19 protein-coding genes are annotated in these 15,211 nt (G+C 40.7%); 13 read left to right on the top strand and 6 right to left on the bottom strand.

Annotated features, from left to right (window positions below):
- Positions 1–37: 37 nt before the first annotated feature.
- On the top strand, positions 38–301 hold the full coding sequence (locus C6W21_RS05475) for a YpbS family protein (RefSeq protein WP_034661003.1): 264 nt from the start codon (positions 38–40) through the stop codon (positions 299–301).
- 275 nt (positions 302–576) lie between these two features.
- Entirely contained in the window at positions 577–1,464 is an 888-nt protein-coding gene (locus tag C6W21_RS05470) for a 5'-3' exonuclease (protein ID WP_106049622.1), read from the top strand.
- 16 nt (positions 1,465–1,480) lie between these two features.
- Here C6W21_RS05470 and C6W21_RS05465 read toward each other — a convergent pair whose 3' ends face one another.
- Genes C6W21_RS05465 through C6W21_RS05455 form a run of 3 tightly spaced genes read right to left on the bottom strand, consistent with a single transcriptional unit; the run spans position 1,481 to position 2,736 of the window.
- The gene (locus tag C6W21_RS05465) at positions 1,481–1,606 is read right to left on the bottom strand and encodes a hypothetical protein (protein ID WP_003215584.1); all 126 of its coding nucleotides are present in this window, start codon (positions 1,604–1,606) and stop codon (positions 1,481–1,483) included.
- A gap of 44 nt (positions 1,607–1,650) precedes the next feature.
- Positions 1,651–2,046: a reverse transcriptase-like protein gene (locus C6W21_RS05460; RefSeq protein ID WP_106049621.1), complete on the bottom strand. Its 396-nt coding sequence runs from the start codon at positions 2,044–2,046 to the stop codon at positions 1,651–1,653.
- Positions 2,047–2,736 carry a queuosine precursor transporter gene (locus C6W21_RS05455; protein WP_106055998.1) on the bottom strand — a complete coding sequence of 230 codons (690 nt, stop codon included), beginning with the start codon at positions 2,734–2,736 and terminating at the stop codon, positions 2,047–2,049.
- A 94-nt stretch (positions 2,737–2,830) separates the two neighbouring features.
- On the opposite strand from C6W21_RS05455, the gene C6W21_RS05450 reads away from it, so the two are divergent.
- The 3 genes from C6W21_RS05450 to C6W21_RS05440 all read left to right on the top strand — a co-directional run bounded on the left by C6W21_RS05450 (position 2,831) and on the right by C6W21_RS05440 (position 4,038).
- The gene (locus C6W21_RS05450) at positions 2,831–3,502 is read left to right on the top strand and encodes a ribonuclease H family protein (RefSeq protein WP_106049619.1); all 672 of its coding nucleotides are present in this window, start codon (positions 2,831–2,833) and stop codon (positions 3,500–3,502) included.
- A gap of 1 nt (position 3,503) precedes the next feature.
- Entirely contained in the window at positions 3,504–3,686 is a 183-nt protein-coding gene (locus C6W21_RS05445) for a zinc-finger domain-containing protein (protein ID WP_003215998.1), read from the top strand.
- Between the two features lie 169 nt (positions 3,687–3,855).
- Positions 3,856–4,038: a hypothetical protein gene (locus C6W21_RS05440; RefSeq protein WP_003215507.1), complete on the top strand. Its 183-nt coding sequence runs from the start codon at positions 3,856–3,858 to the stop codon at positions 4,036–4,038.
- Between the two features lie 51 nt (positions 4,039–4,089).
- On the opposite strand, the gene cspD is transcribed toward C6W21_RS05440, so the two are convergent.
- Positions 4,090–4,290, bottom strand: coding sequence for a cold-shock protein CspD (cspD, locus tag C6W21_RS05435; RefSeq protein WP_003215784.1), 201 nt, complete (start codon positions 4,288–4,290; stop codon positions 4,090–4,092).
- Between the two features lie 259 nt (positions 4,291–4,549).
- On the opposite strand from cspD, the gene C6W21_RS05430 reads away from it, so the two are divergent.
- Positions 4,550–5,251, top strand: coding sequence for an AIM24 family protein (locus C6W21_RS05430; RefSeq protein WP_041085797.1), 702 nt, complete (start codon positions 4,550–4,552; stop codon positions 5,249–5,251).
- A gap of 33 nt (positions 5,252–5,284) precedes the next feature.
- Here C6W21_RS05430 and C6W21_RS05425 read toward each other — a convergent pair whose 3' ends face one another.
- Positions 5,285–6,436, bottom strand: a complete 1,152-nt coding sequence (locus tag C6W21_RS05425; protein WP_106049618.1) for a diglucosyl diacylglycerol synthase — start codon at positions 6,434–6,436, stop codon at positions 5,285–5,287.
- Between the two features lie 228 nt (positions 6,437–6,664).
- Positions 6,665–7,573, bottom strand: a complete 909-nt coding sequence (metA, locus tag C6W21_RS05420) for a homoserine O-acetyltransferase MetA (RefSeq protein WP_106049617.1) — start codon at positions 7,571–7,573, stop codon at positions 6,665–6,667.
- 139 nt (positions 7,574–7,712) lie between these two features.
- Here metA and C6W21_RS05415 point away from each other — a divergent pair, with 139 nt between their 5' ends.
- The 7 genes from C6W21_RS05415 to C6W21_RS05385 all read left to right on the top strand — a co-directional run bounded on the left by C6W21_RS05415 (position 7,713) and on the right by C6W21_RS05385 (position 15,100).
- Complete coding sequence (locus tag C6W21_RS05415) at positions 7,713–9,395, top strand: formate--tetrahydrofolate ligase (RefSeq protein WP_106055997.1); 1,683 nt, start codon at positions 7,713–7,715, stop codon at positions 9,393–9,395.
- Positions 9,396–9,469: 74 nt separating this feature from the next.
- The gene (locus tag C6W21_RS05410) at positions 9,470–9,952 is read left to right on the top strand and encodes a glutathione peroxidase (protein ID WP_034319091.1); all 483 of its coding nucleotides are present in this window, start codon (positions 9,470–9,472) and stop codon (positions 9,950–9,952) included.
- A gap of 13 nt (positions 9,953–9,965) precedes the next feature.
- Entirely contained in the window at positions 9,966–10,577 is a 612-nt protein-coding gene (locus C6W21_RS05405; protein WP_411266012.1) for an HD domain-containing protein, read from the top strand.
- Positions 10,578–10,607: 30 nt separating this feature from the next.
- Positions 10,608–11,744 (top strand): conserved virulence factor C family protein, encoded by a 1,137-nt coding sequence (locus C6W21_RS05400; protein WP_106055995.1) that lies wholly within the window; start codon positions 10,608–10,610, stop codon positions 11,742–11,744.
- 307 nt (positions 11,745–12,051) lie between these two features.
- The gene (gene ilvD / locus C6W21_RS05395; protein WP_106049613.1) at positions 12,052–13,728 is read left to right on the top strand and encodes a dihydroxy-acid dehydratase; all 1,677 of its coding nucleotides are present in this window, start codon (positions 12,052–12,054) and stop codon (positions 13,726–13,728) included.
- Positions 13,729–13,810: 82 nt separating this feature from the next.
- Complete coding sequence (locus tag C6W21_RS05390) at positions 13,811–14,245, top strand: BrxA/BrxB family bacilliredoxin (RefSeq protein ID WP_106049612.1); 435 nt, start codon at positions 13,811–13,813, stop codon at positions 14,243–14,245.
- A gap of 66 nt (positions 14,246–14,311) precedes the next feature.
- Positions 14,312–15,100 (top strand): class I SAM-dependent methyltransferase, encoded by a 789-nt coding sequence (locus tag C6W21_RS05385; protein ID WP_106049611.1) that lies wholly within the window; start codon positions 14,312–14,314, stop codon positions 15,098–15,100.
- The last annotated feature ends 111 nt before the right edge of the window (positions 15,101–15,211 follow it).

Here is a 15,211-nt window from a genome sequence, read left to right as displayed (position 1 = left end):
TGGTAGACTAAATAAAAAAGAAAGCAGTTGATAGAAAATGACAAGCGTACACGAAGAGATTTCCGCACACTCACAAAAGCAGCATGCTCATATTCAGTCCTTTCTTGAGCTTGAACAGAAAAGAGAACAAGCAATAGAGACTGCTGTATTCAAATGTGAGCAAAACGAGCCATTTACAACAGACGACATCAATGCCATTACGTCGAAGATGAATGAGCTTGCACGAGGCGGTATTGTTCCGCTGCGTAAGCATGTGACGAATGATATGGTCAGGGAGTATGTCAAGCGGAAACAGAAGTGAAGAGTAACTTTCTCTTTTTTGGTCATCTTAAAGAATGTACCGAGAAAGGGGAATCATCATGAAAAAAAAGCAACAGTCAAAGCAGCAGGATGAGCGTGACCCTAAACAAAAAGACATGCCGTCCTATGCAGAAGCAGAGTCGAAAAAAATGCAATACGGTCAAAAGTAAACAGGTTGCCTCTTCTTTTCTAAAAGAAGAAGGCGCCTTTTTTATGTCGAGTTTTATGTTCTGTGATAGAATAGGAGTATTGTTTTGAAAAAGGGAGTTTATAAGAATGAATAAACACGTACTGCTTGTAGATGGAATGGCGCTTTTGTTCAGATCGTTTTATGCGACGGCTGTCCATCGCAATTTTATGATAAATGATCACGGTGTGCCGACAAATGGAGTCAATGGCTATTTGAAGCACTTATTAACGGCTGTACAGACATTTGAGCCAACTCATATTGTTTGCTGCTGGGATATGGGAAGCCAAACATACCGAAACGAATTGTTTCAAGATTATAAAGCAAATCGAGGAGCGGCGCCTGTCGAGCTCATTCCGCAATTCGATTTAGCAAAAGAAGCTACAGAAGAACTAGGAATTGTGAACATTGGTTTAAAGGGCTTTGAAGCAGATGATTGTATCGGTACACTTGCTGCGCTCTACCAAAAAGAAGCACGCGTGACCGTCCTAACTGGGGACAAAGATTTGCTGCAAATTTTGAATGAACAAGTCACTGTTGCCTTGATGCAAAAAGGAATTGGCAATTATAAGCATTATACAAAAGCCTTATTCGAAGAGGAAATGGGAATCTCTCCAAAGGCGCTGGTCGATATGAAAGCACTCATGGGTGATGCAAGTGATAATTATCCAGGTGTCAAAGGAATTGGAGAAAAAACCGCATTAAAATTTATCCAAACATATGAAACGATTGACGGTTTGTTAGAAAATGTCCATGAACTAACGGCTGCACAGCAAAAGAAAATGCAAGCAGGATTAGAAGATTTGAAGCTTTCTCGTCTATTGGCAGAGATCAAATGTGATGTCCCGCTCTGCTGTCCAATTGATGAGACGAAAATGAACATCAATCAAGAACGTGCTACTGCTATGCTGAGGTTCCATCAAATCAAAGGAATCGAACCGATGATGAATCGTTTAAGTACAATAGAGATCAGCTAAAGCCGATCTCTAAGGTTCATCTTTTTGTATTGCTTTTCTTCGCTCTATTTTCAAGCTGAGATAGTGGCTGTTTATCTTTTGTTTGCGCATCACCTTGTGGGGTTGTCCCATTTGTGACACGACCTTTATTTTCTTTATCCAATCAGTATCACCTCACACACATTAGCATAACCGAAAAAAAGCGATTCATCCTTTAGAAAGGTGAATCGCTTTTCTAGCGAGCTGATCCGCTATTTGGTTTTCCTTGCTCGGAATCCATTTAATGAAAAATAAATCAAACTGGTTTTGAAGCTCAATCATCTCTTTGATAAAATGCTGAAAGGCTGGATTTTTAGCAAATCCTGCGTTGGCTGCGCGGTCAACTACTTGTGAATCTGTTCGAAATGAAACGGTACGCAATCCTTTTTTTGCGCATATTTTCATCCCCTCGATCAGAGCGGAAAATTCTGCTTCGTGATTGCTCATGGATCCAAGAGGAATGGAGAAGGATTCAGCCTTTCCATCATATTTAATGAAAATGCCGATGCCAGAGGGACCTGGATTCCCTGCACTGGCACCATCAATGTATATTTCTGCTGGCAATTATTTCACCCTTTCATCAAGCGGAACCATTTTTTTCGCTACATACGCGTAAGGTGTTGCAATCGCAGCTACGATAAATTTAATGACATATGTCGTGATGAAGATTTCCATCCATACATGAAATGGATACGTGCCAAGAAAGGCAATGGTCGTGAAAATCAGTGTATCAAGAAGCTGGCTAATCATCGTACTTCCGGCGTTGCGCACCCAGAGCGCACCATCGGAAGGAAATATCCGGCGAATAAACGAATATACATAAACATCTAGCATTTGACTGATGATATAAGCAGCAAGACTGCCAAGTGCGACCCTTGGCATAAAGCCAAATATGGTTTCCAGCGATGTTTGTGAGATATCAGATGGAGCGGGATGGAAAAGCAAAGCCTCTTGCATGACAACAGTTAGTGTTAAAAGGGTGGCAAAGCCAATCCAGACAGCTTTTCTCGCTTCATTTTGTTCATATTTTTCATTTAATACGTCCGTTGCAAAAAACACACTCCCGTACAAAATATTTCCAAGTGTTGCCGTTAAGCCAAATAATTCAACGGTTTTGACAACTTGTAAATTTGCGGCAACCGTCGCAAAGCCAATCCAGACAAAAAGGCCCATCTTGCCAAATCCTTTATAAAATAGAAGAACAATGATAAAATTAATGATCGCAAATAAGATCCAAATACCTTCATTAAACAAGTGACATGAACTTCCTTTCTCATTGTAAAATGTAACTTTTTGATTATAGCATAACGTATGTTTACCTTAAAAGCACGGGAAGGCGATGTGATCAATGAAATTAAGAGCACACTACACAATGAAAGTAAAATCAATTGGGTCCATTGTTTTTTTCCAAGAAGATTGGATGGAGCTAAAAGAGGCCTTGATTTTAGTAAAACATATCGGCAAAAAAGAACCGCAGTCACTCCTGTCATTTGAAGATGAAAAAGGGGCCATGTGGTCCATAAAAGAGCTTGAAAAGCTAAATGAAGAACTAAAGCTTGAACCTGATCAGCTTCAAGTCTATTTTGATGCAAGTTTTCACAAAGAAACAGGCGACTCTGGTCTTGGAGTTGTCGTCTACTATAAGCTAGGAAAAGACGCTTATCGATTGAGAAAAAATCAGCCTTTCCAAGGGAGCACCAATAATGAAGCAGAGTATGCGGCTTTATTTGAAGCAATAAAAGCGTTGAAGAATCTAGGGGCAAGCAGAAATTCTGTCACAATTAGAGGAGATTCACTTGTTGTCATGAATCAGTTAAAAGGAGAATGGCCTTGTTATGATGATGTACATAACAAATGGCTTGACCGAATTGAAGCGGCTTTAAAAGAGCTGAAGCTGACGCCAACCTATGAAGTCATCGATCGTAAACAAAATGCAGAAGCGGATCAGCTTGCAAGACAGATTCTTGCAGACGTCCCAATCGAAAGTACATTGAAATTAGAAGCAGACGGAGCTGAATAATGTGGATAAAAAAACAGCAGTACAAGAATTGACCGATCTTCAAGACACGTATTGTTCAGATTGTTTGATTAAGAAGCATTTTCGAAAAGAATTTGGCAAAAAATATGCCCATTCTTTTTGTATACAGCAATGCACTGTTGGAGAGAAAATAAAAGAATATGGTCAGACGCTGCTCAAAAAGTAAGCGGACGCACCGGTTTACCCTGTTCAAACATCCGCTCATGAAAAAAAACAGATAGAATGTGTAAAAAAAGAACATATTCTGAAAAATGAGCCGATATAACTATAGAAAGTTTTGGTTGAGTTACTTTTTGACTAAGTGACGGATATTAGAGGAAAAGGGGAAGGCCGGTATGAATAATAAGGAGTTCGAAACGGTATTACATCGAACATTTCAAGAGGTGTACAGCGATCTAGAGCAACTTGTAGATGTAGCAAAGAAGGGAAGACCTTTTCTCGAAAAAGATATCTCTGAAATTGAACAACGACTGAAGCAAAATATTTTAGCAATTGAAATTCAGCTGAAAATCAAATAAGAGAGGCATAAGCCTCTCTTTATTTTGTCTTTACATCATTGATTTAGTTGATTAGATTTTTGTTACGTTTGCAGCTTGAGGTCCACGATTACCTTCAACGATTTCAAAAGAAACTTCTTGTCCTTCTTCTAAAGACTTGTAGCCGTCACCTTCGATAGCTGTGAAGTGAACGAATACATCGTCTCCGCCTTCAACTTCAATGAAGCCGAAACCTTTTTCATTATTGAACCATTTTACTTTACCGTTTTGCATATTGCTTTTTCCTCCTAGTACTGTAGCATACCTTTTGGCATACTAAAAAAAATTTTCATCACCTAACGACTTTGCAGTTGTTAAATGATGGTTCCACTATACACCATCAAAAGTAAAGCGTCAAGCGAGTGAGCCAAATTTTGAGCAGAATGTTTGATTTTTTTTGACGAATAACAATCAAAGATAAAACGTCCCCATTTTCTGAATCTTTATGCACATCTTGTCCGTATAAAAAAAAAATACAGAAAGAGGTGCTATCATGAATCGTTATACACTTGAAGAATTTGTTCAGAATACGCAGCAGGAAGATAAAGGAGAAGGGGTCTTCGAACTTGAAACATCAAGACTTTTAGAAATTAATTTGACTGATACCATTTGGGCAAAAACAGGTTCCATGGTTTCGTACCGAGGCAAAATCAAGTTTGAACGTGAGGGCGTGTTTGAACATGGCGTCTCAAAGATGTTCAAAAAAATGCTGTCAGGAGAAGGCACTTCACTCATGAAGGCAACAGGTGATGGAAAATTATATGTGGCAGATCAAGGCAAAAAAATCTCAATTCTTCGTTTGGCTCAAGGGGAATCCATTTTTGTGAATGGGAATGATCTGCTCGCATTTGAACCGTCAGTCCGCTGGGATATCAAATTGATGAAAAAAGTGTCGGGTATGCTTGCAGGCGGATTATTTAATGTCAAATTAGAAGGACCAGGCCTTGTTGCAATTACGAGTCATTATGAGCCGCTCACATTGATTGTTCAGCCGGGTGACTCTGTCTATACAGATCCGAATGCGACAGTTGCATGGTCAGGGGATTTAAAAACTGAATTTGTGACAGATGTTTCATTCAAAACCTTTATTGGCAGAGGAAGCGGAGAGTCTATTCAAATGAAGTTTAGCGGAAGCGGCTTTGTTGTCGTGCAGCCGTTTGAAGAAGTGTACACAACAAATGGAAATCAAGGATAAAGAAAAAGGTGTCCGTCAATGACGGACACCTTTTTATGATAATGCACGAGCATACGTTTTGTTATTCGTGATGAGATCTGATTGCTCAACGATATCTTCCAAAATGGTTTGAGAAGAATGCTTTAAGTGCAATTTTTTAATGTTTTGTTTCATGGTTTCTAACTTTTCATCATCTTGCAGCAAGTTGGTCACAGATTCTAAAATGTCTTCATGTCTGTTGATGACGATGGCCGCACCATAATCTTCAAAGAAATGAGCATTTTCCTTTTCTTGTCCAGGGACAGGCTTGTAAAGAATGACCGGGACACCGATTGCTGTTGCTTCTGTTAAAGTAATGCCGCCTGGTTTTGTGATCATACAATCTGTTACTCTGAACAATTCATCAATTTGTTCCACATATCCAAGCGCCTTCAATTGATCTGGATGTGCTTGTTCAAGATCGCTAAGTGATTGTTTCAGCGCTTCGTTCTTTCCGCATACAACAACAATTTGTACTTCACTGTCTAGAAGCAATGCTTCACATAATTCCTTAACATTTTTCAGTACACCATGAGCACCGGCCATAATCAGAAGGACTTTTTTGTTTGATGATAATCCATATTTTTTATAAATCTTCGATTTTGGCACGTCTGCTTCAAATTGTGGTCTAATAGGAATGCCTGTCACTTTGACATCGCTTGGATGTGTGCCGATTTCCACTAATTTTTGTTTCACATAATCGGTTGCAACATAGTACCGGTCGATGTTTTCATGTACCCAAATCTTATGCAGACAGAAATCTGTCATGACATTAAATGTCGGGATGACTTTGCCTGTTTTGTTCCGGTATTCTGGAACAACAATCATCGGGAATGTAATAATAATCATATCTGGATTGTGTAATTGAATGAGTTCATCAAGACGCTTATTTCCCATTTTTAAATAAATGTTAAATTTGCGTTTATTGTAAATTTTATCTACACCGTAATAAAACAAGCGATAAAATTGTTTCCCAATGGAAAAGCTCTTCAAGTATAAATATTGAGTCACTTCCGACACAATGGGATTTGATTCTTGATACAAATTAGAAACTACAACATGCTCAAACCCTTGGGATTTGCATTCATCATACAGTGTTTTAGCCACCTGCATATGCCCATTTCCATAATTTGCGGTCAAGATTAATATTTTTTTATTGGTATTCAAGAATATTCACCTCAAATGTAATCAACAACAACAAAACTTCGTACGAAAACTATTAATCTCATAGGTCTACATATACATAAAGATAACATATAAACAGCCAGAGCATATCATTCGTTACGAAAGAATTAAACTAATTTTAAAAAACAACGAGACTAAATTGATAATGGAAGACAGAGCCATTTGTATTTTAACACATTTTGACCATTTATCATCAGACCACAGTCTATTTTATTCCCAAACGTATGGTGTTTCTTGATAAACATAATAATTGAGCCAATTCATAAACAGTAAAGTGGCATGAGCTTTCCAGCGATTCACTGGGACTAATGTGTCACCATCTTCTATAAAATAGTGGACAGGTTTTTGGACTGTATCATGCTTCAACAAATCTCTTTCATATTCCTGCTTCAATGTGTCTGTATCATATTCAGGATGTCCAGTTAAAAATACTTGTTTATCATCATCTGAAACAATTAAACAAACACCCGCTTCTTCAGAGATACTCAATACTTTCAAATTCGGTGTGTTTTTTAATTGTTCTGTATTAATATCTGTATGCCTCGAATGTGGGACATAGTATACTTCATCGAAACCTCTGACTAATCTTTCTTTTTTCTCTTTCACAAGATGCTCAAATACGCCAAATTTTTTCTCGGGAAGCTTGATTTTTTCAATGCCATAATGGTGATATAGGCCTGCCTGTGCACCCCAGCAAATATGAAGGGTAGACGTCACATTGGTTTTACTCCAGTCCAAGATGTCCTGCAGCTCTTTCCAATAGGACACTTCTTCAAAAGCTAAATGCTCAATTGGTGCGCCGGTGATGATCATTCCATCAAATTTCTTATGGCGAATCGATTCAAAGGTCGTATAAAATTCATCTAGATGCTCTCTCGACGTATTCTTCGGTGTATGCGTACTTGGAATCAAAAACGTAAAGTACACTTGCAAAGGAGAATTTCCGAGCATTCTAAGCAGCTGCGTTTCAGTTTGTATTTTTTTTGGCATTAAATTTAAGATCACGATATTCAAAGGACGGATATCTTGCTTGAATGCCCTTGTCTCATCCATGACGAAAATGTTTTCGCTCTCTAGTATTTTTTTTGCCGGCAGATGAACTGGTATGTTAATAGGCAACTCGCCACCCCCTGAACCAAAGCTAATTTCACTTCATTATAGGAACTTTCTGGCGATATTTCAATGTTTCAATTATGTTACAATGAAAAACAGAGCAAAAAACAAAGCTGTTTCTGGAAAAAAAGGAGGCTGTTTATTTATGATTACAAAGCATTTATCAGATATTGACATCGCCCAAAAGGCAAAGCTGAGACCTATTCAAGACATCGCAGCAAAGCTGCAAATACATGACGAAGAATTAGAATGCTATGGTTTCACAAAAGCGAAAATATCTTTGACTATTTTTGACCGTTTAAAAGAACAAAAAGAAGGACATGTGATCCTTGTCACTTCAATCAATCCAACGCCAGCAGGTGAAGGGAAGTCCACCGTAACAGTCGGTCTCGGTCAAGCCTTCGAAAAAATAGGAAAAAAAGCAATCATTGCGATGCGAGAGCCTTCATTAGGTCCTACAATGGGTATAAAAGGCGGTGCAGCAGGTGGAGGATATTCACAGGTGCTGCCAATGGAAGAAATCAATCTTCATTTTACAGGAGATTTTCATGCCATTACTTCTGCACATAATGCCTTATCTGCGTTCATTGATAACCATATCCATCACGGAAATGATCTTGGCATCGACTCGCGCCGCATTGTGTGGAAGCGAGTGCTTGATTTAAACGATCGTGCATTAAGGCAGGTCGTTGTCGGACTTGGCGGACAGGTAAATGGGTATCCTAGAGAAGACGGATTTGACATCACAGTTGCCTCCGAAATGATGGCCATCCTTTGTTTAGCAGAAGACTTAACCGACTTAAAAAAACGTCTTTCTTCTATTGTTGTTGCCTATAATCAAGATGGTGAGCCTGTCACAGTTGGAGCACTTGGATATGAGGGTGTTCTTACGTTACTTTTAAAAGACGCGCTCAAACCGAATCTTGTACAAACGATTGAAGGAACTCCGGCCCTCGTTCATGGCGGTCCTTTTGCCAATATTGCGCATGGATGTAATAGTTTAATTGCAACCAAAATGGCGGCGAAATTAGCCGATTATGTGGTAACAGAAGCTGGATTTGGAGCAGATCTTGGTGCAGAAAAGTTCCTGCACATTAAAACAAGAGCTGGTGATTTCAAGCCTGGTGCAGTTGTCATTGTGGCGACTGTCAGAGCATTAAAGATGCATGGCGGAATGAAGAAAACTGAACTCAAAGAAGAGAGTGCACAAGCCGTATTAAAAGGTATACATAATTTAGAAAAGCATATTGAAACCGTGCAAGCCTTCGGTCTTCCATACATCGTTGCAGTAAACAGGTTTATCACTGATACAAAAGAAGAGATTCAAGCGATAGAAGATTGGTGCCACGCACATGGCCATCCAGTCAAAGCTGTGAATGTATGGGAAGAAGGAGGCGAAGGCGGGACAGCACTTGCCGAGGAACTCGCGATAATTATTGAAGAGAAGAAGAACAGCTTTTCCTATTTGTATGAAGAACATGATTCCATCGAAGAAAAATTATCTAAAGTTGCCCAAGTGGTTTACGGAGCAGACGGGGTCACACTCACTTCAAAAGCAAGAAAGCAGCTGGCAGCCATCGAGGAAAACGGCTGGGGTCATTTACCGGTTTGTATGGCAAAAACGCAATATTCACTTTCGGATGATCCAGCTTTAATTGGGAGACCTAGAGGCTTTACCATTACGATTCGCGAGTTAAAACCATCTGTAGGAGCGGGCTTTATTGTGGCTTTAACTGGCAGCATTCTGACAATGCCTGGATTACCTAAAAAGCCTGCGGCGCTCGAGATGGATTTATTAGAAGACGGCAGTGTGACAGGACTCTTTTAACAGGAAGCATAAAAAGCGATTTTCTAAAAGAAGCATGTTACGATAGGAAAAAGTGAATCCTAGGAGGCTATGAGATGTCAATTTATGATATTCAGGTCAAGACCATTAACGGTCAGGAAAAATCAATGGCAGATTACAAAGGAAAAGTACTCATTATTGTCAACACAGCAAGCAAATGTGGACTGACTCCTCAATTCAAACAACTGCAAGAGCTATATGATCAATATCATGAAAAGGGCCTTGAAATTTTAGGATTTCCGTGCAACCAATTTATGAACCAAGAGCCAGAAGGGGAAGAAGCGATTCAGGAATTCTGTTCTTTGAATTATGGAGTGACTTTCCCGATGTTTGCGAAAGTAGATGTTAATGGTGACAATGCGCATCCGCTTTTCAAACATTTAACAAGTCATGCAAAAGGTGTACTTGGGACGAAAACAGTGAAATGGAATTTCACAAAGTTTATTGTGGATCAAAACGGAGAAGTCACTGAACGATTCTCTCCGAAAACACCACCAAAAGAATTAGAAAGCTCCATCATCGCTCTTTTGGACAAATAAGATGCTCACAGTCATGCAGAAAAAACAATTGGAGGCAGCCGCCTCCTTTGTTTCAGATCAGCTGAAAGATGAACCGACTGGACACGATGCGGCTCATATTGCTCGTGTGCGGCAGCTTGCCCGCCATATTGCTAATCAGGAAGGCGGCTCTCTTTTTATGATCGAAATGGCAGCGATTGTTCATGATGTCATTGATGAAAAGCTGTCGAGTGAATGGAAGCTTTCACCAAAGCAGCTTGAGATTGAGCTCCTTTCTTGGGAAGTTAATACGCGGGATATTCGTTATATCATGGACATCATTACAACGATGTCTTTTCGTCATCGACATAAGCAGAATAGGCCAATAACGTTAGAAGGGGCCGTTGTTCAAGACGCAGATAGGCTAGATGCGATAGGAGCAAGCGGTATTGCAAGGGTGTTTACTTATGCAGGCGCAAAAGGGGAGCCCCACTATACAAAGGACACGCAGCAGGGCTCTGTGCTAAAGCATATGGAAGAAAAATTGCTCAAATTAAAAGACTTGATGAACACCTCTGCAGGAAAGCAGCTTGCTGAGGAGCGGCATGAATTGATGAGTTTATTTATCAAGACGTGGAAAGAAGAATGCGGCCTTACAGATGAGTAGGGTCTTTATGTGTGTAAGGAGGATGTATAGATGAAAATAACAGCGATAGAGCCGACGCCAAGTCCGAATACCATGAAGGTCATTTTGACCGAAGCACTTGCCGGCGGTAAAAGCAACAACTACAAAAAGGATCAAAAAGACGAAGCGCCAGAAATGATCAAGCGCATTTTAAACATTGAAGGTGTAAAAGGTGTTTATCATGTCGCAGATTTCTTAGCGGTCGAGCGTAATGCAAAGTTTGACTGGCAGGGCATTTTACAGAAGGTGAGAGAAGCCTTTGGTCAAGAAACAGAAGGCCTTCAGGAAGGATCACAGTCAGGCGGTGATACATTTGGCGAAGTCAAAGTGTTTGTCCAAATGTTTAATGGGATTCCGATGCAAGTCAAATTAACAGACGGTGAAAGAGAAGAGCGGTTCGGAATGCCTGAACGCTTTCAAGCAGCCATTTTAAAGCTCAGAAGCAGTTCAGACAATGTTGTATTTGAACGTGTGTGGAAGGAACATGGCGTTCGTTTTGGTGACTTTGCTGATATCGGTCAGGAAGTCACAGAAGAGCTGCAAGCGGCCTATGATGATGAGCGTTTAGCCAGCTTAACAGAGGCAGTCAAAGAAGGGCAAGAAGCTGTAGATAGACAGGTGAACCGAAAGGCATATGATGTTACAGAAGATATGCTACGCGAGGAAGATTGGAAAAAGCGTTTTGCCCATTTAGAGCAAATGCAGCCAAAGCAAAAGGATATACCTGTTTTAATGAAAGCGATAGAGGACCCAAAAACATCCATTCGCAGACAAGCCGTTGTGAATGCTGGAATGATTGAAGATCCTGCCATCCTGCCTATTTTATATAAGGGGCTTAAAGACAAAACAGTGACGGTCCGCAGAACCGCTGGAGACTGTATTTCAGACCTTGGTGACCCGAGCGCTATAGAAGCAATGATCGAAGCATTAAAGGATCCGAGTAAACTTGTCCGCTGGCGTGCAGCTATGTTCCTTTATGAAGAAGGTGACGAAACGGCACTTGACGCATTAAAAGAAGCTGAGCAAGACCCTGAATTTGAAGTCAGCCTTCAAGTGAAAATGGCGATTGAACGCATTGAGCTCGGAGAAGAAGCGAAAGGCTCTGTGTGGAAGCAAATGACAGAAAGCAGAAAAAATGCATCAGAGTGAAGAGGCATATGAGCAAGCTGCCAATGAAAGGCAGCTTGTTTTTCTTAAAGTGATAGTCAGAAAAATTTTTTTAGAAAAATTATTTTGAATATTGTTGAAATATATGAAAAAACTCTATATAGTAGTACCAATATAGAATATTGGAGGTCAGATTTTATGACACGAACCTTGCTGAGCACTAGCTTCAGCAGACATGTTGGTCATCAGTCATTCATTGGTGGCTAAATAAACAGAAAATTTGTAAAATAAAATCAACTCAAAATCATACAGTCAACAAGACTTGTAGTATAGGAGGCTTTTTAAACAGATGGCAGAACTACGCAGTAATATGATTAAACAAGGAATTGACAGAGCACCTCACCGAAGCTTACTAAGAGCGGCGGGGGTAAAGGATGAGGACTTCGGCAAGCCATTTATTGCTGTATGTAATTCCTATATTGATATTGTCCCAGGACATGTCCATCTTCAGGAATTTGGGAAGATTGTGAAAGAAGCCATTCGTGAAGCTGGCGGGGTCCCATTTGAATTCAATACGATTGGGGTCGATGATGGAATTGCGATGGGTCATATCGGGATGAGATATTCATTACCAAGCCGTGAAATCATTGCTGACTCTATAGAAACCGTTGTATCTGCTCACTGGTTTGATGGAATGGTTTGTATTCCTAACTGCGATAAAATCACACCAGGGATGATGATGGCAGCGATGCGTGTCAATATTCCGACTGTCTTTGTCAGCGGTGGACCGATGGAAGCGGGTAGAACAAGTGATGGCAGAAAGATTTCTCTTTCTTCTGTATTTGAAGGCGTCGGTGCATATCAGTCAGGTAAAATTAACGAAGAGGAATTAAATGAATTAGAACAGTTTGGATGTCCAACCTGCGGATCTTGTTCAGGTATGTTTACAGCAAACTCAATGAACTGTTTAGCAGAGGCGCTTGGAATTGCTCTTCCTGGAAATGGAACGATTTTAGCGACTTCACCAGAGCGAAGAGAATTTGCGAAAAAGTCAGCAAAACAACTGATGGAGCTCATTAAAAAGGATATTAAACCACGTGATATTGTGACTAAAAAAGCAATTGATAACGCATTTGCATTAGATATGGCACTTGGTGGTTCAACCAATACCGTTCTTCACACACTGGCGATCGCAAACGAAGCAGGTGTTGAATATTCACTTGAACGTATCAATGAAGTAGCAGAGCGTGTGCCTCATTTATCAAAACTTGCTCCAGCTTCGGATGTTTATATTGAGGATTTACATGAAGCAGGCGGCGTCACAGCTGCGCTAAATGAATTGTCCAAGAAAGAAGGCGCACTTCATTTAGATACAATGACCGTCACAGCGAAAACGCTTGGTGAGAACATTGCAGGACATGAGGTGAAAGACTATAACGTCATTTATCCAATCGATAAGCCATTTACTGAAAAGGGCGGCTTAGCCGTTTTATTTGGAAACCTTGCGCCAGATGGAGCCATCATTAAAACGGGCGGGGTACAAGATGGGATCACACGTCACGAGGGACCTGCGATCGTATTTGAATCCCAAGAAGAAGCTCTTGAAGGCATCATTAATAGAAAAGTAGAAGCAGGACATGTTGTCATTATTCGCTATGAAGGACCTAAAGGCGGACCTGGTATGCCAGAAATGCTTGCACCTACTTCACAAATTGTCGGCATGGGACTTGGGCCAAAGGTTGCTTTAATTACTGACGGACGTTTTTCCGGCGCTTCTCGTGGTTTGTCCATTGGACACGTCTCTCCAGAGGCAGCTGAGGGCGGCCCAATTGCCTTTGTTGAAAATGGTGATCATGTCGTGGTCGATATTGAGCAGCGCATTTTAAGCGTCGATGTTCCAGAGGAAGAATGGGAAAAAAGAAAAGCAAACTGGAAAGGCTTTGAGCCAAAAGTGAAAACTGGCTATCTTGCTAGATATTCAAAACTTGTGACATCAGCCAATACAGGTGGAATCATGAAAATTTAATCTGATATGGATCATTTGAAAATTGGCTCTCTCTATAGTATCCTTTATTCACAACATAAGGATTTTTAGAGGGGGCTTTTTTATGTCAATGGCATATGAAGAATATATGCGCCAGCTCGTTGTGCCAATGCGCCAAGAGCTGACAAGTGCAGGATTTCAAGAACTAACAACGGAAGAAGAAGTAGAACAAACGATGCAAGAAGCCGAAGGAACAACTTTTGTTGTCATTAATTCAGTATGCGGATGTGCTGCCGGATTAGCACGCCCAGCAGCCACTCAAGCTGTGATGAAGGCAGAAAAAGCTCCAGACAGAATCGTCACAGTATTTGCTGGGCAGGATCGGGAAGCAACAGCAAAAATGAGAGAATATTTCACAGGTGAAGAGCCATCATCTCCTTCTATGGCCCTTTTAAAAGGAAATGAACTCGTTCATTTTATCCCGCGTGACGAAATTGAAGGTCATGAAATGGAAGATATCATGAAAAATGTCTTAACTGCATTCGAAAAACATTGCTAATACAAGTGTTGAAATGCCCTGTGATCAGATCAGGGCATTTTTTCTTGATCATGATGGAGGAACGATATGCTCATTACAACAAGCTTTAGAGCAAATGAACAAACGATTGAAACAGCGAAGGCTCTTGCAAAGGATTTACATGGTGAGTATGTAGAAAGACGAAAACAATCCGTCAAGCAGCTTGCGATGAAACGAGGAGATGTCCTTGTTGTCGGGAAAGAAAGATTCGAATGGTATCAGCCAAATGGTGAAAAGTTCTTCTTTCATCCAAGCTCAGCGATGTTCAGGGTGAAACGGCTCTTGCGCGGAGAAAAGGATCCTTTAATCGAAGCAGCACAGCTAAAGCCGGGAGATTCCTTTTTAGATTGCACACTTGGCTTAGGGTCAGATGCTATTACTGCAAGCTGTGCGATAGGCAGGAATGGAAGGGTCATCGGTATTGAAAAGAATCCCATTACGGCGTTACTAGTGCGAGAAGGACTGAACACATGGGAGACAGGGATAGAAGAAGCAGATGAAGCGATGAAACGGATCTCTGTCATCAGTGGAGACAGTATCGAGCAGCTAAAGAAGTGTCCTGACCATTCATTTGATATCGTCTATTTTGATCCGATGTTTGAGGAAGCGATTCAAGAATCTACAAGTATAGCGCCGCTGCGTCATGCGGCAGAGCACCACTTTGATCACGAAATAGCCGTGCAAGAGGCGTTAAGGGTGGCGAGAAAAAGAGTGGTTTTAAAAGATCATTGGAAAAGTACACGATTTACAGCGGAATCCTATCAATTTCACGTCATCAAACGAAAAACAGCCCAATTTCATTATGGGTATATAGAGAAAGAAAAAAGCCCTCACTAAGGGCTTTTACAGCGTGTAGACAAACCCTTGCATTCGGTGTCAGTCCTGCGCGCTGGTGCTCACGAATGTCTAATTCGCTCCGCGCCAGTACTCGTCCTTCCTAGACTTCAA

The sequence above is a fragment of the Bacillus sp. NMCN1 genome, assembly GCF_002998085.1.
Classification (GTDB): Bacteria; Bacillota; Bacilli; order Bacillales; family Bacillaceae; genus Bacillus.
The sequence above is the reverse complement of the archived record's forward strand: the minus strand, read 5'-3'. Positions and strand labels throughout refer to the sequence as shown.

Excerpts from the sequence above, each read along its gene's own strand:
- C6W21_RS05400 (WP_106055995.1), top strand. The coding sequence starts at position 10,608 with ATGAAAATAACAGCGATAGAGCCGACGCCAAGTCCGAATACCATGAAG.
- C6W21_RS05410 (WP_034319091.1), top strand. The coding sequence starts at position 9,470 with ATGTCAATTTATGATATTCAGGTCAAGACCATTAACGGTCAGGAAAAA.
- C6W21_RS05470 (WP_106049622.1), top strand. The coding sequence starts at position 577 with ATGAATAAACACGTACTGCTTGTAGATGGAATGGCGCTTTTGTTCAGA.
- C6W21_RS05405 (WP_411266012.1), top strand. The coding sequence starts at position 9,966 with ATGCAGAAAAAACAATTGGAGGCAGCCGCCTCCTTTGTTTCAGATCAG.
- C6W21_RS05475 (WP_034661003.1), top strand. The coding sequence starts at position 38 with ATGACAAGCGTACACGAAGAGATTTCCGCACACTCACAAAAGCAGCAT.
- C6W21_RS05430 (WP_041085797.1), top strand. The coding sequence starts at position 4,550 with ATGAATCGTTATACACTTGAAGAATTTGTTCAGAATACGCAGCAGGAA.
- ilvD (WP_106049613.1), top strand. The coding sequence starts at position 12,052 with ATGGCAGAACTACGCAGTAATATGATTAAACAAGGAATTGACAGAGCA.
- C6W21_RS05440 (WP_003215507.1), top strand. The coding sequence starts at position 3,856 with ATGAATAATAAGGAGTTCGAAACGGTATTACATCGAACATTTCAAGAG.
- C6W21_RS05450 (WP_106049619.1), top strand. The coding sequence starts at position 2,831 with ATGAAATTAAGAGCACACTACACAATGAAAGTAAAATCAATTGGGTCC.
- cspD (WP_003215784.1), bottom strand. The coding sequence starts at position 4,290 with ATGCAAAACGGTAAAGTAAAATGGTTCAATAATGAAAAAGGTTTCGGC.
- C6W21_RS05385 (WP_106049611.1), top strand. The coding sequence starts at position 14,312 with ATGCTCATTACAACAAGCTTTAGAGCAAATGAACAAACGATTGAAACA.
- C6W21_RS05390 (WP_106049612.1), top strand. The coding sequence starts at position 13,811 with ATGTCAATGGCATATGAAGAATATATGCGCCAGCTCGTTGTGCCAATG.
- C6W21_RS05415 (WP_106055997.1), top strand. The coding sequence starts at position 7,713 with ATGATTACAAAGCATTTATCAGATATTGACATCGCCCAAAAGGCAAAG.